Origin of the sequence: Halomonas salinarum, assembly GCF_012062845.1 — a bacterium.
GTDB classification, from domain to species: domain Bacteria; phylum Pseudomonadota; class Gammaproteobacteria; order Pseudomonadales; family Halomonadaceae; genus Onishia; species Onishia salinarum.
Window position 1 is genome coordinate 1 of the sequence record NZ_WWNB01000003.1, and the last position, 25,913, is coordinate 25,913.

Here is a 25,913-nt window from a genome sequence, read left to right on the forward strand (position 1 = left end):
CCATGGCAACGGCGGTATCCGTGAGCAGACGTTTGTGGTGAACATCAGCTTACTCGGATTTACCGTCGTTTCTCTATCCCGTCTCTACCTAAGACCACTTCGCTTTCACGCCAGTCTGCGATGAACCTAAAAAAAGCTCAACCCGACCTGGAAGAGCCGCTCCACATCACGGATGCGGCGCTTGTCGATGACGAACAGGATGACATGATCGCCAGATTCCACCACTACGTCATCGTGGGCGATCAGCACCTCCTTGCCGCGCACGATGGCGCCGATGGTCGTGCCGCTGGGCAGATCAATATGATCGATGGTTCGACCTACCACCTTGGAAGAGTGCGCGTCGCCATGGGCGATCGCCTCGATGGCCTCGGCGGCACCGCGACGCAGCGAGTGGACATTGACGATATCGCCTCGCCGTACATGGGTCAGCAGGCCGCCTATGGTGGCCTGCTGGGGCGAGATAGCGATGTCGATCTCGCCGCCTTGCACCAGGTCGACGTAGGCGGCGTTGTTGATCAGGGTCAGCACCTTCTTGGCACCCAGCCGCTTGGCCAGCATCGACGACATGATGTTGACTTCGTCATCGTTGGTCAGTGCGCAGAAGATATCGCAGTCCTCGATGTTTTCCTCGAGCAGCAGCTGCTTGCTGGTAGCACTGCCATGCAGCACCACGGTGCGGTCGAGCCGTTCGGATAGCTTCGTACAGCGCTCGAGGCTATGCTCGATGATCTTGACCTGATGGCTGTGCTCGAGGGTTTCGGCCAGGCGCTCGCCGATATGGCCGCCGCCGGCGATGACGACGCGACGGAAATCACGGTCCAGTCGGCGCAGCTCGCTCATCACGGCACGAATGTCGCGACGCGCGGCGATGAAGAAGACCTCGTCATCGGCTTCGATCACGGTGTCGCCGCGGGGGATGATCGCTCGGTTGCGACGATAGATAGCCGCCACCCGCGTATCCACGTTGGGCATGTGGCGGCGTAAAAAGCCGAGTTCCTGCCCGACCAGCGGCCCGCCATAGAAGGCCTTCACCGCGACGAGTTGCACCATGCCGCTGGCGAATTCCAGGACCTGCAAAGCGCCGGGATAATCGATCAGCCGGCGAATATGGTCGGTGACGACCTGCTCGGGGCTGATCAGGACATCGATGGGGATGGCATCGTGGGCGAACAGGCCCTTGCGGGTCAGGTAAGCAGTGGCACGCACGCGGGCGATCTTGGTTGGCGTGCGAAACAGCGTGTGCGCTACCTGACAGGCGATCATGTTGACTTCGTCGGAGTTGGTGACCGCAATCAGCATATCCGCGTCTTCGCAGCCCGCCTGACGCAGCACGGCTGGATAAGAGGCCGAACCCGACACCGTGCGAATATCCAGGCGGCTATGCAGCTCGCGCAGGCGCTTATCATCGGTATCCACCACGGTAATGTCATTTTCTTCATGGGCCAGGTGTTCGGCCAAGGTGCCGCCGACTTGGCCAGCGCCTAGAATGATGATCTTCATGAAAGATTCTCCTTCTTATTGTTGGCGAGATCGTCGGCACGTTCAGGCTCAATCATCAGGCGATAGCCGATACCGGCTTCGGTCTGCAGAAGTGACTGGGAATCGGGGTCATCACCGAGCTTCTGTCGAAGCTTGCTGATCACAATGCGCAAGTAGTGGGTATCTTCGGCATGGCTCGGCCCCCACACTTCGCGCAATAGTTGTGTCTGGGTGAGAACCCGACCGCTATGGCGGCATAGGCGTTCGAGTACGGCGAACTCCTTGGGTGTTAGGTGAACGGGCGTATCGTTACGCCACACACGCCGCTTGACGTGATCGATCACTAGGCCATTGCCGCTGTAGCGCTGGTATTCCTGAACATCCTGGAGCGCCCCGCGAAGGCGCAATAGGGCGCGGATGCGTGCTAGCAGCTCCTGGATGCCGAATGGCTTGGTCACGTAATCGTTGGCGCCATGGTCCAGGGCTCTTACCTTTTCACCTTCTTGGCCACGCACCGAGACCACGATGATGGGCATCTGGCCGCGAGCGCGCAGGCGGTCGAGAACCGCTTGGCCGTCCATGTCTGGCAAGCCCAGATCCAGCAGGGCCAAGTCGGGAGCCTCCTTTAGAGCTAGGTCCAATCCCTCGCGACCGTTCGCTGCCTCGTAGACCACGAAGCCCTGCGAGACCAAGCTAATACGCAGGAAACGGCGTATTTGCGGCTCGTCGTCGATGACCAGGATGCGGTGGGGTTCACTCGACATAATGGGAGGGCTCCAAGGTGGCGTCGGGTAGCGGCAGGTGCATCACGATGCGGGTCCCAGTTCCCTTATGGCCGGGCTCGGCGGCGATGGTGCCGCCATGGGCCCCGAGCATGCCGCGACAGATGGCTAGTCCCAGGCCGCTGCCGTGGCGACCACGGTCGCCCTCGCCACCGGTGTAGAACATGTCAAATACTCGCTCGCGCAGGTGGGACTCGATGCCAGGGCCCTGGTCGGTCACCGCAAGCCATAGCTGGTCAGATTCCACGCCGGCCTGGAAGTGCAATTCCCCATCCGCTGGTGAGAAGCGCGCCGCATTCTCGATGACATTGACCAGCGCCTGCTCGATGAGTGCCGGATGCACATGTAACAGCGGCAGGTCATCAGGCCAATCGCGCTGCACGTCTAGCCCACGCAACGCAGGCCCCAGGCGCCTCAGGGCGCTGGCTATCAGGTCCTCCACTGAAATCCAGTCGCGTTCCAGCTTTAGGCCTCCTTGCCCGAGTCGTGTCATATCCAGCAGATTCTGGATGTACCGGTCCAGTCGCTCACTTTCACTTAAAACGCCGTCGAGAAGTTCGCCACGGTCGGCCTCATTAAGTTGGTCGGCCAGGTCGCGTAGGGTGCTGGCAGAACCGATGATCGAGGCCAGGGGCGTTCTGAGGTCATGAGAGACCGATGACAACAGGGCCGAACGTAGACGCTCGTTCTCCTCGGAAATCCGCGATGCCTCAAGGTCGGCGACCAGGCGGGTACGCTCCAGCGCCAGTGTCAGCAGGCGCAGCATGGCGTCGATGCGCCCATCCTCGTCGGGAGATGGCGGGTGCTCCCGTTGCCCTAGGGCCAGGCAGACCAGCGCTACCAGCCGCCCTTGTTCCATCAGTGGAATAACTTGCCAGTCGGTATCTAGCGGCTGCTCGGTGCCTTTGCCGCTGGGACGACGATGGAGGCGGCTCCAGGCCACGGCGGTCCTGGCATCGGGGCCAAGTTGGTGTCCCGCCGGCGCACTATTGAGCAGTGACACATCACCCTCTTCATCGGTGGCATCCAGCATCACCACCGGACAGCCGAGCCAGCGCATTAGAGTGGCCACGCCCACTTCGCTAACACGCTGTCGGTTTGTTGCCACCGTGAGTTCTCGGGAGAAGGTGAGCAGCTGATAGGTCTGTTCTCGGCTTGCACGCAGGGCGAGCAGGCGCATTCGAGCGCTACCTGCGAGTTGGCCGACCACAACGGCGACCAGCAGGTAGACCACCACGGTAACCAGTTGATCGTCTTCCACCATGGCCAGGGAATAGCGCGGTTCAGTCAAGAAGAAATTAAAACTGACAAACCCCATTATGGCGGCCAGCATGGCCGAGCGTGTCCCTGCCAAGGTGGCACTGAGCAATACCGCGCCGAGAAATAGCAAAGACAGATTGCCTAGTGCCAGCCAGGACTTCAGGCCTGCAGAAAGGCCCAGCGCGGCTAGGGTTGAGCTTACGGCAATCCCCGCATCCCGCCAGAGCCAACGGCGTTGGTGGGAGCGAGGACGAAAGCGTGGCCGCTGACGCCCCTCGGCGGCGACCACGAGATCGAATGGTCCACCCAAACGGGCTAGGCGCTCTGCCAGGGGGCGACGCCAGACTCTCCAGCCTGATGGGCGCCCATGACCGACCAATAGGGTGGCAACCTTTAGCTCATTCGCCAGTGCCAACAGTTCTCGGGCGCGATCCTGTCCTGAGACCACGCGGACATCGCCTCCCAGGCGCTGAACCTGAGCAAAGTCGCGCTCCAGCATCAGCTGCCGTTGTAGATCTTCTCTACCGCTCTCTACGTAGGCGGCACACCACTGGACACGGTCTCGCCTCGCCAAACGATGGGCAGCACGCACCAGGGCGGTATCCTCTGTTCCACCGCTCAGCGCGACCAGTAGCCGAATTGGTGCGGGGTGGTTCGACGGACTGGTCGTGTGTTCGTCGATATCCTGCATGGTGTCAACAAGAGCCTTTTGCATGGCTATCTATTGCCGCCAGAACATCGGGGTCAGGAGGACCAGCACCGTCAGGATCTCCAATCGTCCCATCAGCATGCCGATGCATAGCAGCCACTTGGCGGCATCCGGAAGGGTGGAGAAGTTTCCGGACGGGCCGATGATGTCGCCGAGCCCCGGTCCTACATTGGCCACCGCTGTGGCGGCGCCCGAGAGCGCTGTAACGAAGTCCAGGCCCATCAGGGAGAGGCCTAGTGCCAGCCCGGCGATGGTCAGGAAGAAAAAGAACGAGAATGCGACCACTCCTCGCGTGACTTCATCGGTCAGCTTCTGGCCATTGTAGCGCGAGACAAAGACGCCACTGGAGTGGATCAGGAAGCGCAACTGGCTGATCAGTAGCAGCATGGCGACCTGAAAGCGGAAAATCTTCATCCCCCCAGCTGTCGAGCCGCTGCAGCCGCCCACGAAGGTAAGATAGAAGAACGCCACCGTGGCCATGGGGCCCCACAACGTGTAGTCATCCGACGCGTAGCCGCAGGTGGTGACGATGGAGATGACATTGAAGACCACATGGGTGAGGGCTTCGAAGGGTGGGGTACCCAGCCATATTCGCCACAGGGTCAGCAACAAACACACCGTACTCAGCAGAATCAGCAACCCCTGCACCTGCTGGTCCTGCCACAGTGACATCCGTGCCCCACGCAACACGCGTATATAGAGCACAAAGGGCAGCGCGCCCATCAGCATGAACAGGGAGCCCAACCATAGCAGCTGGGGTTGTTCTGCATAGGCACCGAAAGAGGCATCGGAATTGGCGAAGCCACCGGTTGCTAGTGAGGTCATGGCATGTACGATCGCATCCAGCGGGGTCATGCCCCCCAACCAGTAGGACAGCATGGCGAGCGCGGTGAACCCGATGTAGATTAACAGTGTGGCCATGGCGATACCGCCGGTTCGTGGCATGATTTTGTCCGACCAGTCGGAGGACTCGGTGTGGAACAGCCGCATGCCGCCTACCTTGAGGAACGGCAATATGGCGATACCCATGACGATGATGCCGATACCGCCCAGCCACTGCATGATGCCACGCCATAGCTTGAGGCCATCGGAAAGCTGGTAAATGCCTGATAGTACTGTAGAGCCGGTCGTGGTAATCGCCGATACTGATTCAAAAACGGCGTTGGTGTAGGAGAGCTGCGGGGCTCCCAGTATCAACGGTAGGCTAGCAAAGGTACTGATACTCACCCAGCTAAGCGTGGTGACGAGAAACATTTGCCACGGCTTGAGGGCGCTTGTTACACGCAGCGTTGCAAGCCAGCTGATGGTCACTGCGGCCAGTACGATGCCGATGGAGAGGGCGAAGGCTCTTGCATCGGGGTCTTCCTCGATGACCAGCACTAGCCAGGGCACTGCCATGAAGACAGCTAGGACTAGCCACAGAACGGAGAGCACCTTGAGGATTGGCGCCCAGTTGAGCCAATGCTCCCGGAGTACGCTCTCGAACATGGCAGCCTCCTCAACTCGTTACGGTTATGCCATCTGACATGGGGCAAAGACGTTATGGCATCACAGGTCCATCTAAAAAATCCGTAAAATCTAGACAGGACATTGCCACCTGCCTCCCGCTACGGCCCCACCTATGGGCTTACTCAACCCACGGGAAACTCGGTGGTCGCATATCGGATATTTGTCTTTCGCCGGATCGTCAAGGTATAGCCCAGCGTAAGAGGGCCCAAGCGCCCGATCAGCATGACGGCCATGATGATTAACTGGCCAGCAGTACCGAGCTCGCTTGTTGTGCCACGGGATAAACCGACAGTTCCGAACGCAGACACCACTTCGAAAGCAATATCCATGAAGTCGTCTTCTACCAGGATGGCCAGCATCCATACCGCCATGAAAATCGTGGCCATTCCAATGGTCGTGGTAGCCAATGCTTTCAGTAGGGTCTCACGACTCAGTGACCGGCCGAAGAAGTTGATGACCAGGTTGCCCTTGAGGAAGGAGCGCGTTGCGGTGATCAGGATGAAGAATGTCGAGATCTTTATCCCGCTGGCGGTTGAGTTGGGGGCGCCGCCAATGAACATGAGCAGCAGCATCAATACGGTGGTGCCAGCCGTCAAGGCACCAATATCTAATGTATTGAAACCAGCTGTCCTTGGTGTGACACCCTGAAACCAGGCGGCCAACAGCTTGTTGCCAAGCCCATCCAGTGCACCCAGCGTACTGGGATTGTTAAACTCAAGAACCAGGATGGCCACAACGGCGGAAGCGTTGAGCACCACTGTGGTAATGAGGATGACCTTTACGTAGACCGAAAGCTGGCTCCAGCGTCTTTTCTCCAGCACCTCCATGGTGACGATATAACCCAGGCCACCGGTGATGAATAGCGCAGTAACAGAAAGGCTGATGCCTGGGTGGCTGACATAAGCCGATAGACTGTCCGGGGAGAGGGCGAATCCCGCATTGTTGAAAGCAGAAATCGCATAGAAGAGTGCTTGGTAAAGGCCCTCTTGCCATCCCAGTTCGGGAACCATGAACGTAGCAAGCAACAGGATGCCAATGGCCTCGGTGGTAAGTGCAAAGAAAGCAATGGATTGTCCCGCTCGCCTGGCAGTCTTGAGAGAGACTTCATTAAAGGCTTCCTGCGCGACAAGCTGGTGCTTGAGTCGTAACTTGAAACCAAGTGCCAGTGCTGTGAGCACGGCAAATGTCATCAGCCCCAGTCCACCGAGTTGAATCAGGCAAAGTATGATCAGCTGTCCAAAGGTGGTGAACTGGTTACCTGTGTCGACGACAACCAGCCCCGTCACGGTTACTGCCGAGGTTGCCGTGAACGCTGCTTCCATCCAGCTAATAGGCGTTACCGTGGCGATGGGCAGTTTCAGCAAGCATGACCCTATCCCAATCAGTACGATGAATGCCTGAAGCAATAGATGTGGCGGTTTGATGCTTCGCCTACGGTTTTTCCATCTCCCTTTTTGCGGGGGAGGTGCCTTGTCAATCCTCATGTCAGTCATAGGTTCTTGACAAGTCTTCTCAGCTCTTCCAACCATCCGCCAAGAACAAGACGGTCTCCTTCAAGCACTTCCCAGCTATTATCGGGCGGTGCATGAACCTCTTGGCGACGCTTCACAACAAGCGCATTAACGTTAACACCATCAATGATCTCGCCAACGGTTTTTCCTATCAGGTCTTCCGTGGTCTGAAACTCAACAACAAAATAATCATCATTGAGACCTAGGTAATCATGCACCATGGGGTAGTTGAGCTCCTGAGAAATTCGAACTCCCATTTCATACTCTGGTGCAATAACGCGCGTCGCACCAAGGCGCTCTAAGATGCGGTGATGGGGAATTGTCAGTGCCTTTGCCCATATTTTTTTTACGCCAAGCTCCTTGAGTTGAAGCGTTGCCAGCATGGTGGCTTCCACATTTCGCCCGATGGCTACCACGGCCACATCATAGGTCCCGGCATTGAGCTCCACGAGAGCATTTTCGTCCGTAACGTCGGCAATGACAGCTTGTGTGATGTCATTCGCTAGCCGATCAACGCGCTGCTCGTCATTATCAATCCCAAGCACGTCGTGTCCTAGCTGGGTTAGCTCGCGTGCAATGGTGGTGCCAAAAATGCCCAAGCCGATAACAATAAACTGTTGCTTTTCTATCATGATGGCCCTTGATCATTTGGATGGGTGAAGGTCGGCAAAGGTAAATGCTGTAACACTAGGCTGGTACGGTAAACATGCAAGGGCTTTGATCGTAAAAATTTCGTAAAAATGCAGGGTTTATACTCCTGATCTTTTCGTAAGGTATGCTTTACTCATGGCCATACCTAGAGTCAATCAGGGCAGATATGCCATGAGGTTGCGTTGTTTAGAGTCAAGTTTTGTCACCCACATATTGTTTTTCCTCGCCTGGCTGGTGGGGTTGGCAATATACAATTTTCATGCTGAAAACCCGTTGTTGTTCGTGCTCCCTTACATGGTACCTGTTGTATTTTTTGCATGGTTTCACAGCGCAGCATGGGGGTTCTTATTTGCTGCCATAGCAACCTTGTCCGCTATTCCCGCAGAGTATATTTCCACCCATACGCATTCAGAGCTTATCTATGCAGGCATTACTACTTACGCTCAGTTAACCGGTGCCGCTATCGGAATGTCACTGGCAAGGCGAGTCGTTAAAAACCGTAATCATACATGACGCTGTCTGTTGATCCTGAATTCAAGCAATAAGCGCAGCACCTGGCTACCATCGCCGAAGAACTGGAATTGCTATACCAGGCAGAACACCAGCCTGGCGGCCTCAATGCCCTGCTCTACCGAGCCGCAGAACGCAACCAACCTCCAACTATTAATAGAGGCCTGTATCCGCATCGCCAAGCAACGCCTGAAGTCCCTTGCCATGGTGGTTCCCAGTGATGCATGTCAGGCATTTCACAAACTTCAGAGTCAGGGACATGACAGTAGCCAAACACCATGGAACAAAGTCATAGGCTTACGCAACGCACTCGTTCACGACTACCTAGACCTTGATGCCGAGATCGTTAAAGGAGTCATCCGAAACCGCGATTACCGCTCGCTGCTTGCCTTTTCCGCAGTCCTGCTCAGGATCGTAACCGCTGTCGGCGGCGTTGCGGCGCAGCTCCCGGCTGACCGTGCTGTTGTGGATGCCAAGCTCTCTGGCGATCTGACGTCGGCTCATGCCCAGGTCATGACGGGCATAGATCTGGTATCGTTGGGTCTGGGGCAGCTGTCGGTATCCCATGCTCTGCTTCACTTTGGACGGTGGGCCGAGAAGGGTACCGGCCCTCCTGCCTCTACCTCGTGGGCCAAAGTGCTGCGGTTACTCTATGAGTCCAGGCTTGACATAGGAGAAGTTCATGCAAGATATAAGACAACTTGAGGTTGGCATGACCACAAAGATTGGCACGGATCAGGTGAAGGGGCCTGAGGTGGGCAGGGAATATGTGCGCGCTCTCGACTCCAATACTTGGCTCCTGTTTACCGAAGATCCGGCCGAAGATCGAACAGTTGTTGTTCGTATTGATAGCATCGACGGTGATGTGTGCCACTGCACGGTTACTAGAAAGCTAAGTTGATAGCTGTCCCGCTCTCGACTTGGCTGACTAGGCTAGCGTGCGGTTCTACGCAGTGACGTCATTTCTTGGTGCTGAACGTTCGTCTAGCAGGTGCAGTGGCCTCGGCAATTGACGAATCAAAGCGGTGGAGCGGGCGCTCTAATGCCTTTTATTAAGTGCTTTATCTTAAGTTTTCGTGCATAATTGCGCTAGGATTTCTGACACGGATGACCCCATGGCAAGGCGCTTCGTTGCCCCTCTCACTGACTCTGAACAGCAAACGCTGACCTCGGCCTATCACCATGGTGAGAAGCGCGCCTTACGGCGGCGTGCTCATGCCATCCTGCTAAGTGATAAAGGCCATACGATCAATCAAATCAGTGAAATACTGCAGGTTCGCCGTGATGCTGTGTCGCGATGGCTCAAGCAGTGGGAAGCATCAGGACTTGATGGGCTCATCGATAAACCGCGCAGTGGACGAACGCCGGTCTTGGATGCGGATGACCACCAGCGATTGCAGGAACTGGTTGCCGAACAGCCCCATCAGATTCGGTCCTTGCAGGCCCGCTTTCAAGAAGAGACCGGCAAAACGGTCAGCACGGTGACCCTTCGCCGGGCGTTGAAAAAAAAATGACTTCAGCTTCAAGCGGATTCGGCACTCACTCAAGGCGCGGCGTGACGAAACGGATTTTCGCAATACTCAGGGCCTTCTCAAGGCGCTTCACCAGCGAGAAGACCAGGGCGAGCATGAGCTCTATTACTTTGATGAATCAGGCTTTTCACAATCATCATCGGTGCCATATGCATGGAGCCCTGTCGGTAAGCCTTGCGAGGTAACCGCCTACTCTCGCCTGGCGTTGCACGCCGGCCGAGTGCTGACCTTTCTTGACAAAGCCGGTCTCGTCCAGGACCAAGACACCGTCAGGCGACCCCAACGTATCGATGACCCACTGGCGGAGGACATCGCGTGCCGCTTCCGCATCCCAGCGGGCACGATCCAACAGGTACTGCACCCCATCTGGGCTGGCATCGCCGAGCCACTCGGCAAGATGCCAGCTATTCTTGCGTTCGCACTGACTGAGCAACCCCTGAATGTAGCGTAAGGCACGATCGCGCGTTTCAGAGCGCGGAAAGAGCGGGCCTAACTGATCTGCCAGATCATCCAACAATACTGAGACAGAGAGATCGATTTCCTGCATCCTTCACCGTGTAATTGCTTCCGTATCAATCACATGCATTGTAGCTTATTCAATTACGACTGTAGTATTAGGCCATGTCTGAAAAGTGTCTGTGCTCGGCTATACGGTGTTAAAAACCAGCTCGTGCGCGAGCCCGGTCAAAATACTCATTTACCGCCTGTAAACTCGAACGCGAGCCCGGTCCGTTTTTCGCTGATTTTTTGCCTTGTCTATCCTTCGCTCGTCGACTTTTCGGACAGAGCCTAGGGTGCCGACTCGTGATTTACCTGTGGTAAGAGCGTCAAATAATCTGATGGCGGCGTCTCAAACTGCAGCCGACATCGAAATCATATGTTCCTCATTGTTCCGTTTGCCAGGTTTTATAACCGGAAAGGCACATGACGTCTATTTTGCAAACTCCCGATGTCCATCAACTGATCGCTGGGCTCCCGGACGTCGGCCACTACTTCACCTGCTACAATCAGGAGCGGCCTCGCCAGGGGCTGGACGATGCGACACCCGATGAGCTGTATTTCCCTCAACCACTGAACAATGCGGCCTGACGCTGATGATGACCCGATCCGAACTTAGATGGCCTGTCAGGTAGTCTGAACAAAGGGGCCCACTTCAAGGCTCTTCGACGTTTTTTGCATTCACTTATTTTTCATCATCACGAGTCAATCTCTGATACACGCCAAGGCCTACTACCACAAAAACAGATGAAATCAACAAGAAAGTGGGGTAGATCAACGTAGTAATATCTTTTGTCCCAGCGTCAAACACGAACACCAAGGACTCAAGGCTTATGGCAATGGCAATTATGACGAGGAACTTTAACAAAGCCCCTCTCTGTTTTGCGGGCGACTTTGTAGCGCTGCTGCTAAAAACCTCTTCCTCCAACAGGAATTTGGATACATCAAATACAGCCATCCCAATCACGATCAAGCCGATGGCGTTAAGAAGGGCTGCAACAAGCAAGGTTCTTTCATGTACCGAGAGCCATATATCCCATAAGGCAACGCCCATCATTGTGAGACTTATAATGCCCAGGCTCAAGCTGATGAGCCCATAAACAGCACGCCCCATCAAATCAGAAATAATTTTCAGCTTATCCATCTTTTCTCCGGCCCGCCAATAGAATTACTACCATATATAAAAACGGGGTTTTTCCTGAGGGGTTGCAACTGGTCTGAGCTGAAAGGAAACTGCTCGAAACGCGTCACTACAGAAACTCTGGCAGAGAGTTTCTAACTCACTGAAATTTTCAGTCCCCATGTGCCAGTTTCAGGCCCAAAACGGGCTGGAAGTGTCGAACTCGGGCAAGTCTATCGCAATCGCCTAACTCCATTGCTCATATACCAAGAGGCCGCCGATCATGAATCGGCGGCCTGGGGCCTGGCGTGACCGTGGTCCGCGGGTGGCCTTGGGAGCGGTTTCCTTGACCGCTTTGGTCGCGGTCTTAGGGGGCTGCTGGAGGCCTTCTTGGGCCTGCTTCACACTGCTTTCGGTCTGCTGCTGGCTTTCCTGAACGAACTCCTGCTGCAGGGCTATCGCCTTTCCGGCATCGCTCTTCAGGCGCTCGGTGAGTTCCTTGGCAACAGTCTGCTGGCCTTCCAGGTAGCTTTGCAGGCCCGCGGCGTCTTTGATCTCCACCAGGCTACGCAGCTGCGTCAAATCGGTGTCGGGATAGGCCTTGGTAGCGTCGAGCTGGGCATTAACCAGCTTCTCGGTGACGCCGATGGATAGGACGGCGAAGGCGCGTGCCGGGACCAAGAACACGGGCTCGAACTGGGCAGTGTCAAACTGCTTGGCGTCGAATGCGAAGAAATTGGTCATGATGGGAACCTCCAATGTTCTGAATGTCGTGGAACGGGAGATACCCTCTCTACTGCACTGCACAATAGCAAGAAGGTTTGTGCAGTGCAATATAGGCCGGCGCTTTGGCGCCGCATCTACCACCGTAGCCACCTTCGGAGTGAATGAGACCACGTCTCAGGGAGGTACGCGTTATGTCACGGTGTTCACACCGTGCAGACCTTCACCAAGGCGCTGGACGAGGTTCGCAAAAAGGAACGCCATGAGAAGGGGACCAAAGGCATGCGTTGGGCGGTCTTGAAGACCTGGAAAACGGCAACCAGGCGGCCAAGCATCGGGTCGCCCTGTTCGATCAGGCCAAATCCACATGAACGTCGAAGAACGCTTTATTGGAAGGGGAAGGCTTGGGGCTTTCAGAATTAAGATGCATGGCTAATGGTTGTATCAGAAAGAAATGCCAAAAAGCTGACCAAGCACAATCTCCAATAATCAAGAAGTGCCATTACTTTTGGTTACGTACTTTTACGCAGTAAATCATGGTTCCAGTTTAAAAAACGAGCCTTGCCTATTAATAGAAGCTCCTCCATTATCATGCTATATGACTAGGTAAACTAGTTCGTCGGCTACCCTTGGCACATGGAGGCGTGGGAGTGCTCGATGAAATGAAACTAATGGAGGCGCAGCAGGAGGTCCACGAACGGATCGCGCAGCAGGCCCCGCTTGATGAAACATTGGCGGCCATTGCTCGCGGGGTCGAAGTGCAACTCCCTGATGCCATTGTGGCTTTCATGCGCTTCGACGCCAGTCGTCAGACGCTGAGTCTCACTCCCAACCAAGATTTTTCGCCGGCCTTTCAGCAATCTCTCCAAGACGTTCCCATTGGCCCAGAAATGGCCGCCTTCGGCTGCGCGGCATTCTGCCTTGAGCCGGTGATCACCGAAGATATCCGCACTGACCCACGTTGGCCGACGTTCCGCGCTGCTGCTGAGCGCGAGGGGTTACGATCCTGCTGGGCAATCCCTGTACTGACAGCTGATGACGAGCTACTAGGTACCTTTAGTCTCTATTTTCGCGAGCCTCGCCACTCTACTGATATGGGGCGTTGCCGACTGAAGCAGGCCGCAGCGCTGATGGCTCTAGCCATTGTGCGTAACCGTGACGCTATCAACCATCGGACATTGTCCGAGTGGCATCGCTCGCTATTTGTGAACCATCCCGATGGCGTCTATGAATTCGATTTGGAGGGGCACTTTCAGCGTAGTAACTCGGCACTTACGCGTATCACGGGATACCCCGAAGAGACGATAATCGGGCGCCATTTCAATGACTTCGTGGATCCCGGCTACCGTGAGTTTACCCAGTCCTGTTTCGATATCGCCCGACGAGGCGGGTCGCGCCAGTACGAAACCATAGGCCGGCATCGAGATGGTTATGCCGTTCAGCTTGAAGTCCTCAACTTCCCGGTATCCGTGGACGGTGAGGTCGTAGGGGTTTATGGCGTTTGCCGTGATGTCACGCGTCAAAAACAGGAAGAAGAAACCCGCTACCTGCTTGAGCGAGGCATCCAGGCTACACCCAATGGGATGGTGATGGCGGATGCCAGTCATCCTGACATGCCACTGGTGTATGCCAACGACGCTTTCTATACCCTTACCGGCTATCCGTCCGACGAGGTGCTGGGTCGCAATTGCCGCTTCCTGCAGGGTCCTGACACCGATCCCGAGGCGGTCATGGCTATCCACCGAGCCATCGGTGCGCAGCAGTATGTCGATACCATCCTGCTAAACTACCGCAAGGACGGCACGACCTTCTGGAACCACCTCTCGTTGAGTCCTGTATTCAGCGCGGAAGGAGACTGCACTCACTACATCGGCATCCAGCAGGACATCACGCAGCAGCACGAGCAGGAAGCACAGCTTGCCCGCCAGGCCTACCGGGATCCGCTGACCGACCTGGTCAATCGTTTGGGCTTCACAGAAGCTGCTTCACGCCACATTGAGCGGTATGGCTGGAACCCGCAGACCATGATCGCGCTGCTGGACATCAAGGAGATGCGCAACGTCAACGATGCGCATGGCTACGAGGCCGGTGATCGCTTGCTCATCGAGATGGCACGTCGCCTTGAAGAGCACCTATCGGATGATGTCCTGATCGGCCGCATCAGCGGTGACCAGTTCATTGTCTTGATGCCTGTTGATGATGCTTCTCGTATCCACGAGCATCTCGACAAACTGGCCAGTATCTTACACCAGCCGTTGCATCTTTGTGGGCTGGCCATCGAAGTTGCAGCGCGCGGGGGGTATACCCTGTTAGGTGAAGAGAAACGCAGCGCCGAAACGCTGCTTCACGAGGTGGAGATCGCCTTACACGAGAACCGCCGGCTGTATAGCAACGACTTCCACCGTTACGACAAGGAAATGGACCGACTTGCCCAGCAGCGCATAGACCTAACCCGGGAGCTCCGCCGAGCCCTGGACGATGACCAGTTCGAGCTGCATTACCAGCCCAAGGTAAACCTGTCGACCGGCAACGTGATTGGCTGCGAGGCATTGATCCGCTGGGTGCATCCCGAGCGTGGCATGCTGATGCCGGGGCAGTTCGTCTCCATTGCCGAGCAAAGCCGATTGATCGGTCCGATTGGCGAGTGGGTGATCTTTGAGGCCTGCCGCCATCTGCGCGAATGGCAGGACGCAGGACTCGACCTGGTCAACGTCTCGGTGAACGTCTCGGTGGAACAGCTTCTGCGCGGCGATCTAGCTTCCACGGTTCGCCAGGCCCTTGAGTTGCATGTCATTGTCCCATCATCACTGACACTCGAAATCACCGAGAGCATATTCAGTGAGGAATCCCAGGCGCTGCGTAAGCAGCTCAATGATCTGCATGCGCTTGGTGTACGGCTCTCCCTGGACGACTTCGGTACCGGCTATTCATCGCTGCTCTACCTCCAGCAGTACCCCTTCGATGAGATCAAGATCGACATGGGCTTTGTGAGGGGGCTCATTGAAGAATCCTACAATCGCGATATCGTGTCGATGATCCTGGGCATCAGCCGGGTACTGGGTGCCGACACGGTGGCAGAGGGTGTGGAAAATAATGCCGTGCGTGATGTTTTGCTCGAACTGGGGTGCCGGATCGGCCAAGGGTACTATTATGGCATGCCGCTTGAAGTGGAAGACTTCCGCTGGTTACTGGAGAAGCGCTCGCGTCTGCCCCTGAACGCAATCCCAGATGCCACATTTACGTAGAAGATCCTATCGAGAGCGATCTTTCCGCAGGAGATAGCATGAGCGATACCGAAATAGCAGCGGAGCAGGGCCTCGTCAAGCGCCCCACCGGTATCCATGACCTAGATACAGTGACTCATGACGGGCTGCCGGCTGGCGGCGCGACGCTGGTGATCGGCGAACCCGGTTGCGGCAAGACCATTATCGGCCTCCAGATACTCGCCAGTGCCCTGGAACGAGGGGAGGGCGGTGTTTTCATGAGCTTCGAGGAATCTCGCGCACAGATATTGCGCAATGCCGATGCCTTTTGTTGGGGGCCGCAGCTTCGGGAATCATCGCGTTGCGAGATCATCGATGGCCAGCCGATGCGGCGGGCCGAGTTTTCCGGGGCCTTTGATATCGAAAGCCTTATCGCCATGTTGGACCTTTGCGTCAAGCGCGTGGCCGGAACCTGGATAGTCCTCGACGGGATCGATCAATTGCTGCGTCGCCAGCCCGACAGCCAGGTAGCCATTGATCAGATCGCCCAAATCAATGACTGGTGTATCGACAACGGCTACTCCCTGATCCTGACCGGCAAACACAGTGGGAATGATCGCCCCCAGCCAGACCATCTCACCGGCATTGAGTTCATGCTGTCCACCATCCTCGTGCTGTCGAGCATTCTGGTGGACAAGCGCCTCAATCGGCGTTTTCGTATCGCCAAGTATCGGGGGACTCGTCATAACCCTGATGAGCTTGCCATGCTGATTGACAGCGCCGGCATTCATCTGCCCTATGCCGATACCTTCAACGCCGAGGCAGTGCCGGCTGCCGGTAAACGCCTTGGCACTGGCATCCAGCGCCTCGACAAGTTACTCGGAGGCGGCGTTTACAGCGGCTCGATTACGCTGATTTCCGGCAAGCCCGGCACCTCCAAGACCACCCTGGGGGCGGCTTTCGTTGCGGCTGCTGCCAGACGGGGAGAGCGGGCACTTCTGATAAGCTTTGACGAGTTCGCCCGCCAGATCGTGCGCAATGTTGCCACCGTGGGTATCGACCTGCAGACACCCATCGACAGCGGTCTTCTGAAGGTTGTTGCCCGCGCGAGCTGGGATGGCCTGGTCGAAGAGCACTACATGGCGCTACTGGGGCTGCTTGATGATTTCAAGCCAGACTGCCTGGTCATTGATCCCGCCTCGGCACTACTCAAGTCGTCGGGTGCCGAAGATGCGTTCCTTGCCCTGGAGCGCTTGATTGCCGTGACACGCACTCGCGGCATTACTACCATGCTTACCTCGCTGTCCGAGTCGGAAGAGCCTTCAAGCGAATCCAGTCTGAGTCATGCCTCGACGCTTGCCGATACCTGGATTGTGTTGAATTACCAGATTAACTTGGGCGAGCGCAATCGCTCGCTATCGGTCGTCAAGTCGCGGGGAACGGGGCACTCCAACCAGGTCCGGGAGATGCTCCTGAGCCACGAAGGCATTGATCTTGCCGATACCTATCCCTTTGGCAGCGAAGTGCTGATGGGTACGGCACGCCTGCAGAAAGAGAGTGAGGAGGCCGCGGCACGCAAGCACCGGGCCCAGGAACGGCTTCGCCAGCAGCAACGACTGGAACGGGAAATCAGCAAGACCCGCACTATGATTCAGCATGGGCAGGAGGAGCTTCAGCGACTCCAGGAAGAACTGAGTTTCGAGCATCATGATCAGACGGCAAGCGATCAGGAAACGGACCTTCACGACAACAGCATACTGCGACACCGGGATCCAGGTCAGGGAGGACTCGACCAGTGAATAAGCCACTTGCCGACGATAACCAGCAAAACGAGAGTTCGCTTGTCCTTTTCCTTGCTGGCGATGCGCCGCGTTCCCGACGAGCCCACCGCAACCTGTCAGCGGCGCTCGCAGCAACCTGCCCCGATCTTGCGCCAGTGCACGAGATCGATCTTCTGCGAGAACCGCAACAGGCCATCGATTTTGGCATCTTCGCCACCCCTGCACTGTTGCACATTGATGCGGAAGGGAATCGTCGATTGCTCTATGGCGACCTCTCCGATGAAGGCCGTCTGACAGATTTTATTTCGGTGCTCTGATACTGATGTAGGCCATGGAAACGAACATTTAAGCTGGCAGCAGCGCTGCCAGCGTTTAGAACATCATGGCTCATCACCCTTCACTCTACGGTCAGCAGCATCTTGATGGCGTGCTCCTTCGCCGCTTCGCTGAAGATATCGTAGGCTTTCTCGATTTCGTTGAGCTTGAAACGATGCGTCACCAGACCGGCTGGTTCGACGCCGCCACTCTCGACAACCCGCATCAGTACCGGAATGGTGTCGGTGTTCACCAGGCCTGTCCTGAGGGTGATGTTTTTGATCCACAGATCCTGTAGCTGGAAATCGACGCTCTTGCCATGCACGCCGATATTGGCGATGTGGCCGCCTGGGCGAACAATGCGCTGACAGATATCGAAGGTTTCCGGGATACCCACTGCTTCCATGGCGACGTCCACGCCTTCGCCACCGGTCAGCTTGTCGATGGCCTCCAGCGGGTCTTGAGCAATGGTGTCGGTAGCGCCTAGTTGCTTGGCCATCTTCAGGCGGTTCTCGTCCGGGTCAATCATGATGATCTGCGCCGGAGAATAGAAGCGTGAGGTCATCAGTGCCGCCAGGCCGATGGGGCCGGCACCGACAATGGCCACACTATCACCCAGCTTAACTTCGCCATTCAGCGCGCCGATCTCGTGCCCGGTGGGAAGGATGTCGCTGAGCATGACGGCCGCGGCACGATCCATCTCTTCAGGTAGCGGATAGAGGCTGTTATCAGCGTGCGGGATCCGTACATATTCGGCCTGGGTGCCGTCGATCAGGTGGCCGAGTATCCAGCCACCGTCGCGACAGTGAGCGTACACCCCTCGCTTGCAGTAGTCGCAGCGACCGCATGAGGTGATGCAGGAGATCAATACTTCGTCGCCCACACGAAGGTTGCTCACGCCTTCGCCTATTTCCTCGACCACTCCGACGCCTTCATGACCCAGAATGCGTCCAGACTCCACGGCGGGCACGTCGCCCTTAAGGATATGCAGATCGGTACCACAGATAGTGGTATGGGTGATGCGTATCACGGCATCCGTGGGTTCTTGAAGCGTTGGTCGCGGCCTTTCTTCCCAGTTGCGTTTTCCGGGGCCATTGAATACCAATGCCTTCATGAAGCGTCCTCCTTGATGAAAAGCAGCCGAGTTCAACGGTTGCCAGATAATTGCTGTCTAGGATGGCCTGATGTGTCCATGGTCGCATTGATACACATCAAGGCAACCGCATAAGTGAAGGGGCTATAAACGTGAGGCCAGCCTCTTCGTCTCCAAGGTTAAGCGGATGATGAGTGAATGCAGTGTCTCAGCGCGAGAGACGGCGATAGGCTGTATGATCGCACCATGATATAGCCGGCTCGATGGGGGCCCCGTGTTGAAGCGAATCATTCCCTTGCTGATCCTCGCGCTGGGAGGGTTGGTATTTCTGTATCTCAAAATGACGGCGCCGGCTCCGGTCGAGGTAACCGCTGAAGAACGTAGCTGGCGCGTGGCATCAATGCCCGTGAAGCTGGGTGAACATCGCCCTGTCGTGCCGCTTTATGGAAACGTGGTGGCACCCGACTTGATTACCGTGACCGCGCCTCTTTCGGGGCGGATCGCTTCGCGCCCGGTGCACGACGGGCAGCGTGTGGCGGAGGGGGAATTACTGGTGGCCCTCGATGAGGCCGATGTCCAGCCGCCGCTGACACAGGCCCGCGCCGAGGTCGCAGACCTTAAGGCGCAGATCGAGAGCGAGAGCATCCGCTATGCCAATGATCAGCAGGCCCTGTCGCGTGAGCAGGCGATACTCGGCAACGCGCAGCGCCGACTAGAGCGTGCGCGTTCGCTGGCCTCTCGCAACCTGCTTTCCCAGTCCGAGCTTGATGATGCCCGTGAAGGGGAAGATCAAGCTCAGCTGACCATCACCCACCGTCAGCGTGCTCTAGCCGAGCATCCGACGCGTCTTGATCGCCTCGAGGCCCAGCTCGACCGAGCGCAGGCGGGCCTTGATGCCGCAAAGCGAGATGCCGAACGTAGCCGTGTGATGGCCCCCTTCGATGGTGTGATAACCCGTGTTGAGGTGGCACCTGGTGATCGTGTTGCCAGTGGCGTGGCCTTGTTGAGTGTCTACCCCGTGACCGGGCTTGATCTAAGAGCGCGGGTGCCTAATCGGTATCAGGACGAGATAGTGATGGCGCTGCGAGACGGGCTGTCGCTTCGTGCGCAAGTGCCTGAGCGAGAGATAGAATTGCGCCTGGAACGCTTGGCCGGCGAGGGCGACCCCGCCGGTACCGAGGCGATCCTTTCGATTGTTGCAGATCCAACGGTTGCCAGCGGGGGCGGTCAGGTACGTCCCGGTAGCATGCTATCCGTGCTGCTCGAGTTGCCTCCGGTTGCGGATACGCTGGCTGTCCCCTACAGCAGCCTATACGGCAACGATACGCTTTATCTCATCGATGAAAATCGGCTCGAACGACTGAGCGTCAGGGTTCTGGGCGAGACGGTTGTGCCTGACTCAGTGTCGGGTCAAACACAGGCGAGCGCGGGGGAGCGTTGGCTACTGGTGCAAGGGGCAGATCTGGCGACGGGCCAGCGCGTGGTGACAACCCATCTGCCTAACGCTGTCGATGGTTTGCTGGTCGATGATGGCAAGGCGTTGGACGCGAGCGGCGGTGAGGAGGTCTCGCCTTGAGTGAGCGTCGCGGCATCATCGGTTTCTTCGTCCACCACAAGGTGGCAGCCAATCTCATCATGCTGATGATGCTACTTGGCGGTTCGCTGGCCCTGTTGCGCATGAACATTCAGTTCTTCCCGACGTTTGAGTTGGACGTGGTCAGCGTGCGGGTCGTCTGGAGCGGTGCATCTGCGGAAGACGTCGAGGAAGGCATCACCGTTCCGCTTGAGCAGCGGATCAAGAGTGTGGATGGCCTCAAGCGCATGACGTCGACCTCGGCTCAGGGGATCTCGAGTCTGACGCTCGAGTTCAACGAAGGCGTTGATCCCATCATTGCGCTGGATGATGTCAGTCAGCAGGTCGATGAGTTCACCAATCTGCCCGACGATGCCGAAGAGCCTCAGGTGATTCGGGTCGCCCGTTATGATCCGATCGCCAGGCTGTTGATACACGGCGATCTGGCGCCGGCGGAACTGCGCCGGCTCGCCCATCGCTTTGAGAACGAGTTGCTGCAAGCCGGTATCGACCGATTGCAAATCAATGGCTTGCCTGAGCAACAGATCAGTATCGAGGTGCCCGCCGAGCGACTCATGGCCCTGGGACTTAGTCTCGATCAGATCGCTGATCGCGTGCAGGGCCTGTCCCGTGATCTGCCCGCGGGTCTCATGGGGCAACAGGACAGTACCCGAGAGTTGAGGTCGGTTGAGCAGCGACGTGACCCCCAGGCATTTGCCGAACTCCCTGTCATTGCCAATCAACAGACACTGCTGCGCCTGGGCGATATTGCCACGCTTCGCCAGGAGCCTCAGGACGGGCAAACCACGCTGACGCGGTCGGGTTCGCGAGCGGTCGAGCTGTTGCTGCAGCGTGCCGAGAACGGTAACTCCCTGGAAGCGGCTCAGCTACTCGAAGAGTGGTTGGCAAAGACCCGACCGACCCTGCCACCGTCAGTTACCCTTGAGACCTATGATGAGAGCTGGCAGTTGATCGACGACCGCATCTCTCTGCTGGTCGGCAATGGGTTGGGCGGTCTGTTGCTGGTGATGGTGCTTTTGTATTTGTTTCTGCCCGGTCGGGTGGCCTTGTGGGTCGCTATCGGCATTCCGACCGCCTTTCTTGCGGCATTGGCCGTGCTGTGGGGGATCGGCGGGTCGATCAACATGATATCGCTGTTTGCGCTGATCATGGCGCTGGGGGTCATCGTCGATGATGCCATTGTGGTCGGTGAGGATGCCGATGCGCATTACCGGCTCGGCGAGGCCTCTCATCTCGCCTCGGAGGGGGCGGCAAAGCGAATGGTCTGGCCGGTGCTGGCCTCGTCCTTGACCACTGTGGCGGCCTTCATGCCGTTGTTGGTTGTCGGTGGCGTGATCGGCAACATTCTGGTCGATATTCCTGTGGTGATGATCTGCGTGCTGGTGGCCTCATTGATTGAGTGCTTCATCGTGCTGCCGGCGCATTTGCGCCATGCCTTCCAGCCGGCCCCTGTGGGTCGTCGGCCACATCCCGTCACGCGATTGCGTGAGCGCTTCGATAAAGGCTTCGAACGCTTCCGTGAAGGGCCTTTTCGCGCCTTCTCTGTCCTGACCTTGCGCTACCGTGCGGGCACTATTGCGTCGGGGGTGGCCTTGGTGCTTGTCACGGTGGGCCTCTTGGCCGGCGGCCGGATTAGCTTCGAATTCTTCCCGACGCCGGAATCCAGCATTCTCTATGCCAATGCCAGCTTCGTCTCAGGGACTGAGCGAGAACGCGTGGATCGTTTCATGGCTCATCTGGAAGAGACGCTGGACGAGACCGAACAGAGCTTTGATCAGCCGCTGGTCTTGCATGCCGTAACGCTACACGGCAGTAGTCTCGATGATGGTGGCGGTAGTCGCACAGGAGATCAGGTCGGCGCGATGCGCCTTGAGCTCGTGTCTCCGGATGTCCGCGAGGTACGCAATAGCCAGTTCATTGCCACCTGGCGTAAGCGCATTGAGCTTCCGCCAGGGCTGGATAACTTGAGTATCAGTGAACGACGCGCGGGGCCGCCGGGGGAAGATGTCAATATTCGCCTGACCGGCAACGATGCGACGGAGCTCAAGCAGGCGGCCACCTCGCTTGCCGCATCGCTAGGCAACCTGCCCGGTGTCCTCGATACCAACGACGACATGCCGTGGGGGCGTGAGCAACTGATCTATTCATTGAGTCCTCGAGGTGAGGCACTGGGACTGACCACGGCGTCACTGGGGCGCCAGCTTCGCGCGGCCTTCGACGGCCGCCTGGTGCAGAAATTTCAGGATGGTGCCGATGAGATCGAGGTGAGGGTCTTGCTGCCCCGGGCGCAGCGTGAGCAGTTGAGTAGCTTATCTCAGCTGACGATCCGCCTCGATGATGGACGCTTCGTGCCCCTCCAGCAGGTGATGGATATGTCGTACCGTCAGGGTTTCGAGGCGCTGCGGCATGCCGATGGTCAGCTTGCAGTCGAAGTGACCGCGGTTCTCAACCAGGCTGTCACCTCAAGCGACAAGGTGCTCGCAAGCCTCGAAGCCCAGGTATTACCTCAGCTGGCGCAGGAGCATCGTCTTCGTTACAGCTTCGAGGGTCGCTCCGCGGATCAGCGCGATACGCTCGGTGATATGCGTACCGGCCTGGTCATGGGGCTGGGGCTGATGTTCGTGGTGCTGGCCTGGGTGTTTGCCTCCTGGAGCCTGCCACTCATCGTGATGGCGATCATTCCTTTTGCGCTGGTGGGAGCGCTGCTGGGGCACTGGGCGCTGGGCATCGATCTCACGATTCTATCGTTGTTCGGGCTGTTTGGCCTTTCCGGCATTGTGGTCAATAGCGCCATTATTCTGGTGAGCTTCTACCGCCAGCAGCGAGACAAGGGCCTGGATATCAATGCGGCATTGGTAGAGGCCGCTGTGCAGCGGGTGAGGGCGGTACTGCTGACGTCGCTGACCACCATCGGTGGCCTGTTGCCCCTGCTCTTCGAGACCTCTCTGCAGGCACAATTTCTGATTCCCATGGCGGTGTCCATCGCCTTCGGTTTGGGCTTCTCGACGCTGCTGGTGCTGGCGGTGGTTCCGGCCTTGCTCTCCTATCTTGAACATTGGCGCGCGGCAATCGCTTCAACATGAGCACATACGTCGCCTCCCATGGCATGAGCCGCAGTTGAGATAAGCCGATTGCGGCCCTGGGAATGACTAGCTTGTGATTCATAGACGACTGGTCTAAATTGTTTTCTATGACAGATACTCCAACCATTCGCCGTCGAGGAAGACCGCCCAACGTTGCGCGGGAGAACCCGGATACCAGGGCAGCTCTCATCCGTAGTGGCCTGGAAGTGCTCACCGAGCAGGGTTTCAGAGCGGCCGGGATCGACGGTATTCTCAAGCGTATAGGCGTGCCCAAAGGCTCCTTCTATCATTACTTCACGAGCAAGGAGGCGTTCGGGCGTGCCGTACTTGAGCAGTATGCCGCCTATTTCGCCCGCAAACTCGACCATTACTTGCTTGATGAGACGTTGCCGCCGTTGTCACGTATCGAGGCGTTTGCCACTGATGCCAAGAAGGGCATGGCCCGTCATGGTTTCCAGCGGGGCTGTCTGGTGGGCAACCTGGGTCAAGAAGTTGGCCTTTTACCGGAAAGCTATCGCGCCGCGCTCGAGCAGGTGCTGGCGGACTGGCAGCAGCGGCTCGCACAATGCCTGGTCGAGGCGCAAACCCTAGGTGTGCTGAGCCCAGACGCGGATTGTGACGCCTTGGCCGACTATTTCTGGATCGGTTGGGAAGGGGCCGTCATGCGTGCCAAGCTGCAAGAGTCGCCTAACCCCCTTGATACCTTTGTGACTGCCTATCTGGCAGGTCTACCTCGCCGACGAGAATAAGCCGGCGTCATAGAGAAAGTTTTTTTATCCAATATTAGACGATCGGTCTAAAAGGAGGAGTGATGTTCAAGGCCATTCTGATCGAGAAGGACGATGCGGGTTACCGTGCGGGGCTGACGGAACTGAACGACTCGCAGTTACCTGATGGCGAGGTGACCGTGCGGGTGGAATACAGCACGCTCAACTATAAGGATGCCCTGGCCATTACCGGCAAGGGGCCCGTTGTGCGCCGCTTCCCCATGGTGCCGGGGGTCGACCTGGCCGGAACCGTCGAATCCAGTGATTCCGACCGCTACCAGGCCGGGGATCGGGTGCTGCTCAACGGCTGGGGCGTCGGCGAAGGGCATTGGGGAGGGCTTGCCCAGAAGGCACGCCTCAAGGCCGACTGGCTGATCCCGCTGCCAGAGACGTTCTCGGCCAAGCAGGCCATGGCCATTGGCACAGCCGGCTACACCGCAATGCTGTCGGTGATGGCGCTTGAGCAACATGGGCTCACGCCCGCCTCGGGGCCGGTATTGGTCACCGGGGCCAACGGCGGGGTCGGCAGCTTCTCGATCGCGCTGCTGGCCGCGCTGGGGTATACCGTCATGGCGTCAACCGGACGTCCGGAGGAAGCGGACTATCTCAAGCGCCTGGGGGCGGCCGAGATCCTTGATCGGGCCGAACTCGTCGAGAAGGGCAAGCCCCTAGCCAAGGAGCGCTGGGCCGGCGCCATCGATTCGGCGGGCAGCCATACACTGGCCAATGTCTGCGCCGGCACCCGCTATGGCGGCGTGGTCGCGGCCTGTGGGCTGGCGCAGGGCATGGACTTTCCTTCGACCGTCGCCCCCTTCATCCTGCGTGGCGTGACCCTTGCCGGCATCGACAGCGTGATGCGTCCCCGCGAGGATCGTCTGGCGGCCTGGCAGCGCCTGGCCGATGTCCTGGACACCGGTATGCTCGACGAGATCGCCCACGAGGTCGGCCTCGAGGAGGCTATCGATACGGCGACTCGGCTGATCGAGGGCAGCGTACAGGGGCGTACTGTGGTAGACGTCAATCGCTGAGGTTATCGCTTTAGGGTTACCGATACAGTTTGGCCGCGTCGTACGCTTACCTGGTGAATGATAGGAGGGCCATTGAGTTCACTGACGCGGCCAGCGACGTAATAGTCTCCGGCGGGTAAGCCATTGGCAACGAAATACCCGTTGGCATCGGTGCGCGCATAATGCGTGTATTCCCTGGCGCGGGGATCCGCTGGGGCGATGGCGCGGCCAGAAAGGGCGACCTCGGCAGCCTCTGCTGAATAGGTGGTAATCGGTGCGATGGACACGGTTTCACCAGCTCCGGGTACTGGATTGCCGCTGGCATCGTGTTGGTAGAGACGTCCTCGAATGCTTGCGTTTCCGGTCTTTTCGAGAGCGGCGTATTCCTGTTCGGGAAAACTGACCTGCCTGGGTACGCGGCCATCCTGTTGCTGCTTATCGGGCGGGGGCAGCTCCTCGACGGTGGGATCACCCTGCTGCGAGGTTGGCCATTGAGGGGCTATCTGACAGCCTGCAAGCATCAGTGCGAGTATCGTGACTAGGCTCCATCGCATCATGTCCGTCTCCTCCTGCGTGTCTGAATAGGCCAGTATATCCGCCAGTATCCTGTGTCACGAGGTGTCGTCGAATCGCGTCAGGGGTGCCTGTCATGTTGCATTGGGTGCCTGCACTCAGATGGTCTGAACGGGAAAGTTGTCTGGAAAAGAGACAGTTGGCCGTCGAGGCGTGGCGTTGAATCGCCACGCCTCGACCAACGTTATGTTCTTGCGTCGAGAACTCTGACAC

At 57.6% G+C, this 25,913-nt stretch carries 20 protein-coding genes and 4 pseudogenes; 12 read left to right on the forward strand and 12 right to left on the reverse strand.

Translation table 11 applies throughout. The annotated features are described in order from the left end of the window. Window positions 1-126 precede the first annotated feature (126 nt). The 6 genes from trkA to HF027_RS03065 all read right to left on the reverse strand — a co-directional run bounded on the left by trkA (window position 127) and on the right by HF027_RS03065 (window position 7,882). On the reverse strand, window positions 127-1,500 hold the full coding sequence (trkA, locus tag HF027_RS03040; protein WP_168012796.1) for a Trk system potassium transporter TrkA: 1,374 nt from the start codon (window positions 1,498-1,500) through the stop codon (window positions 127-129). Beyond that, on the reverse strand, window positions 1,497-2,243 hold the full coding sequence (locus HF027_RS03045) for a response regulator transcription factor (protein WP_168012798.1): 747 nt from the start codon (window positions 2,241-2,243) through the stop codon (window positions 1,497-1,499). Before HF027_RS03045 ends, trkA begins: the two co-directional genes overlap by 4 nt. Beyond that, entirely contained in the window at window positions 2,233-4,236 is a 2,004-nt protein-coding gene (locus HF027_RS03050) for an ATP-binding protein (RefSeq protein ID WP_168012800.1), read from the reverse strand. The genes HF027_RS03045 and HF027_RS03050 overlap by 11 nt, the downstream gene beginning before the upstream one ends. 6 nt (window positions 4,237-4,242) lie before the next feature. Then, window positions 4,243-5,718, reverse strand: coding sequence for a Trk system potassium transporter TrkI (gene trkI / locus HF027_RS03055; protein WP_168012802.1), 1,476 nt, complete (start codon window positions 5,716-5,718; stop codon window positions 4,243-4,245). A gap of 143 nt (window positions 5,719-5,861) precedes the next feature. Beyond that, window positions 5,862-7,268 (reverse strand): TrkH family potassium uptake protein, encoded by a 1,407-nt coding sequence (locus tag HF027_RS03060; protein WP_342448704.1) that lies wholly within the window; start codon window positions 7,266-7,268, stop codon window positions 5,862-5,864. Beyond that, window positions 7,229-7,882, reverse strand: a complete 654-nt coding sequence (locus tag HF027_RS03065; RefSeq protein WP_168012806.1) for a potassium channel family protein — start codon at window positions 7,880-7,882, stop codon at window positions 7,229-7,231. The genes HF027_RS03060 and HF027_RS03065 overlap by 40 nt, the downstream gene beginning before the upstream one ends. A gap of 154 nt (window positions 7,883-8,036) precedes the next feature. On the opposite strand from HF027_RS03065, the gene HF027_RS03070 reads away from it, so the two are divergent. Continuing rightward, complete coding sequence (locus HF027_RS03070; protein WP_168012808.1) at window positions 8,037-8,414, forward strand: hypothetical protein; 378 nt, start codon at window positions 8,037-8,039, stop codon at window positions 8,412-8,414. Window positions 8,415-8,519: 105 nt separating this feature from the next. Next, a pseudogene (locus tag HF027_RS15830) lies at window positions 8,520-8,747 on the forward strand (DUF86 domain-containing protein); the annotation flags it as partial. A gap of 66 nt (window positions 8,748-8,813) precedes the next feature. Here HF027_RS15830 and HF027_RS15545 read toward each other — a convergent pair. After that, a pseudogene (locus HF027_RS15545) lies at window positions 8,814-8,978 on the reverse strand (helix-turn-helix domain-containing protein); the annotation flags it as partial. A 115-nt stretch (window positions 8,979-9,093) separates the two neighbouring features. Here HF027_RS15545 and HF027_RS03085 point away from each other — a divergent pair. Beyond that, a complete protein-coding gene (locus tag HF027_RS03085) occupies window positions 9,094-9,312 on the forward strand; it encodes a hypothetical protein (protein WP_168012810.1) in 219 nt (72 codons plus the stop codon). A 214-nt stretch (window positions 9,313-9,526) separates the two neighbouring features. After that, window positions 9,527-10,190: pseudogene (locus HF027_RS03090) on the forward strand (IS630 family transposase); the annotation flags it as partial. Here the strand turns inward: HF027_RS03090 and HF027_RS03095 are convergent. Then, a pseudogene (locus tag HF027_RS03095) lies at window positions 10,143-10,490 on the reverse strand (transposase); the annotation flags it as partial. The pseudogenes HF027_RS03090 and HF027_RS03095 overlap by 48 nt on opposite strands. A 377-nt stretch (window positions 10,491-10,867) precedes the next feature. Here HF027_RS03095 and HF027_RS03100 point away from each other — a divergent pair. Then, window positions 10,868-11,032 carry a hypothetical protein gene (locus HF027_RS03100; RefSeq protein WP_168012811.1) on the forward strand — a complete coding sequence of 55 codons (165 nt, stop codon included), beginning with the start codon at window positions 10,868-10,870 and terminating at the stop codon, window positions 11,030-11,032. A gap of 94 nt (window positions 11,033-11,126) precedes the next feature. Here the strand turns inward: HF027_RS03100 and HF027_RS15470 are convergent, their stop codons facing one another. Together HF027_RS15470 and HF027_RS03110 are read right to left on the reverse strand one after the other, a co-directional pair. Next, entirely contained in the window at window positions 11,127-11,585 is a 459-nt protein-coding gene (locus tag HF027_RS15470) for a general glycosylation pathway protein (RefSeq protein WP_209316386.1), read from the reverse strand. A 222-nt stretch (window positions 11,586-11,807) separates the two neighbouring features. Next, window positions 11,808-12,305, reverse strand: coding sequence for a phasin family protein (locus HF027_RS03110; protein WP_168012813.1), 498 nt, complete (start codon window positions 12,303-12,305; stop codon window positions 11,808-11,810). A gap of 641 nt (window positions 12,306-12,946) precedes the next feature. Here HF027_RS03110 and HF027_RS03115 point away from each other — a divergent pair. Genes HF027_RS03115 through HF027_RS03125 form a run of 3 tightly spaced genes read left to right on the forward strand, consistent with a single transcriptional unit; the run spans window position 12,947 to window position 17,585 of the window. Then, the gene (locus HF027_RS03115) at window positions 12,947-15,529 is read left to right on the forward strand and encodes a bifunctional diguanylate cyclase/phosphodiesterase (RefSeq protein WP_168012815.1); all 2,583 of its coding nucleotides are present in this window, start codon (window positions 12,947-12,949) and stop codon (window positions 15,527-15,529) included. Window positions 15,530-15,567: 38 nt separating this feature from the next. Beyond that, window positions 15,568-17,286, forward strand: coding sequence for a DUF7125 family protein (locus HF027_RS03120; RefSeq protein WP_168012817.1), 1,719 nt, complete (start codon window positions 15,568-15,570; stop codon window positions 17,284-17,286). Next, window positions 17,283-17,585, forward strand: coding sequence for a circadian clock KaiB family protein (locus HF027_RS03125; RefSeq protein WP_168012819.1), 303 nt, complete (start codon window positions 17,283-17,285; stop codon window positions 17,583-17,585). Before HF027_RS03120 ends, HF027_RS03125 begins: the two co-directional genes overlap by 4 nt. Window positions 17,586-17,665: 80 nt before the next feature. Here HF027_RS03125 and HF027_RS03130 read toward each other — a convergent pair whose 3' ends face one another. Further along, complete coding sequence (locus tag HF027_RS03130) at window positions 17,666-18,697, reverse strand: zinc-dependent alcohol dehydrogenase family protein (RefSeq protein ID WP_168012821.1); 1,032 nt, start codon at window positions 18,695-18,697, stop codon at window positions 17,666-17,668. 253 nt (window positions 18,698-18,950) lie between these two features. Between HF027_RS03130 and HF027_RS03135 the strand changes: the two genes are divergently transcribed. The 4 genes from HF027_RS03135 to acuI all read left to right on the forward strand — a co-directional run bounded on the left by HF027_RS03135 (window position 18,951) and on the right by acuI (window position 25,148). Beyond that, complete coding sequence (locus tag HF027_RS03135) at window positions 18,951-20,252, forward strand: efflux RND transporter periplasmic adaptor subunit (RefSeq protein WP_168012823.1); 1,302 nt, start codon at window positions 18,951-18,953, stop codon at window positions 20,250-20,252. Continuing rightward, window positions 20,249-23,353, forward strand: a complete 3,105-nt coding sequence (locus HF027_RS03140; protein WP_168012825.1) for an efflux RND transporter permease subunit — start codon at window positions 20,249-20,251, stop codon at window positions 23,351-23,353. The genes HF027_RS03135 and HF027_RS03140 overlap by 4 nt, the downstream gene beginning before the upstream one ends. Window positions 23,354-23,460: 107 nt before the next feature. Next, a complete protein-coding gene (acuR, locus tag HF027_RS03145; protein ID WP_168012827.1) occupies window positions 23,461-24,102 on the forward strand; it encodes an acrylate utilization transcriptional regulator AcuR in 642 nt (213 codons plus the stop codon). Window positions 24,103-24,164: 62 nt separating this feature from the next. Next, a complete protein-coding gene (gene acuI, locus HF027_RS03150; protein ID WP_168012828.1) occupies window positions 24,165-25,148 on the forward strand; it encodes an acrylyl-CoA reductase (NADPH) in 984 nt (327 codons plus the stop codon). A 2-nt stretch (window positions 25,149-25,150) separates the two neighbouring features. Here the strand turns inward: acuI and HF027_RS03155 are convergent, their stop codons facing one another. Continuing rightward, window positions 25,151-25,684, reverse strand: a complete 534-nt coding sequence (locus HF027_RS03155; RefSeq protein WP_168012829.1) for a hypothetical protein — start codon at window positions 25,682-25,684, stop codon at window positions 25,151-25,153. Between the last annotated feature and the right edge of the window lie 229 nt (window positions 25,685-25,913).

Bases quoted from the DNA above. Each gene is read 5' to 3' on its own strand.
- trkA (WP_168012796.1), bottom strand. From the start codon at position 1,500: ATGAAGATCATCATTCTAGGCGCTGGCCAAGTCGGCGGCACCTTGGCC.
- HF027_RS03045 (WP_168012798.1), bottom strand. From the start codon at position 2,243: ATGTCGAGTGAACCCCACCGCATCCTGGTCATCGACGACGAGCCGCAA.
- HF027_RS03050 (WP_168012800.1), bottom strand. From the start codon at position 4,236: ATGCAAAAGGCTCTTGTTGACACCATGCAGGATATCGACGAACACACG.
- trkI (WP_168012802.1), bottom strand. From the start codon at position 5,718: ATGTTCGAGAGCGTACTCCGGGAGCATTGGCTCAACTGGGCGCCAATC.
- HF027_RS03060 (WP_342448704.1), bottom strand. From the start codon at position 7,268: ATGGTTGGAAGAGCTGAGAAGACTTGTCAAGAACCTATGACTGACATG.
- HF027_RS03065 (WP_168012806.1), bottom strand. From the start codon at position 7,882: ATGATAGAAAAGCAACAGTTTATTGTTATCGGCTTGGGCATTTTTGGC.
- HF027_RS03070 (WP_168012808.1), top strand. From the start codon at position 8,037: ATGGCCATACCTAGAGTCAATCAGGGCAGATATGCCATGAGGTTGCGT.
- HF027_RS03085 (WP_168012810.1), top strand. From the start codon at position 9,094: ATGCAAGATATAAGACAACTTGAGGTTGGCATGACCACAAAGATTGGC.
- HF027_RS03100 (WP_168012811.1), top strand. From the start codon at position 10,868: ATGACGTCTATTTTGCAAACTCCCGATGTCCATCAACTGATCGCTGGG.
- HF027_RS15470 (WP_209316386.1), bottom strand. From the start codon at position 11,585: ATGGATAAGCTGAAAATTATTTCTGATTTGATGGGGCGTGCTGTTTAT.
- HF027_RS03110 (WP_168012813.1), bottom strand. From the start codon at position 12,305: ATGACCAATTTCTTCGCATTCGACGCCAAGCAGTTTGACACTGCCCAG.
- HF027_RS03115 (WP_168012815.1), top strand. From the start codon at position 12,947: ATGAAACTAATGGAGGCGCAGCAGGAGGTCCACGAACGGATCGCGCAG.
- HF027_RS03120 (WP_168012817.1), top strand. From the start codon at position 15,568: ATGAGCGATACCGAAATAGCAGCGGAGCAGGGCCTCGTCAAGCGCCCC.
- HF027_RS03130 (WP_168012821.1), bottom strand. From the start codon at position 18,697: ATGAAGGCATTGGTATTCAATGGCCCCGGAAAACGCAACTGGGAAGAA.
- acuR (WP_168012827.1), top strand. From the start codon at position 23,461: ATGACAGATACTCCAACCATTCGCCGTCGAGGAAGACCGCCCAACGTT.
- acuI (WP_168012828.1), top strand. From the start codon at position 24,165: ATGTTCAAGGCCATTCTGATCGAGAAGGACGATGCGGGTTACCGTGCG.
- HF027_RS03155 (WP_168012829.1), bottom strand. From the start codon at position 25,684: ATGATGCGATGGAGCCTAGTCACGATACTCGCACTGATGCTTGCAGGC.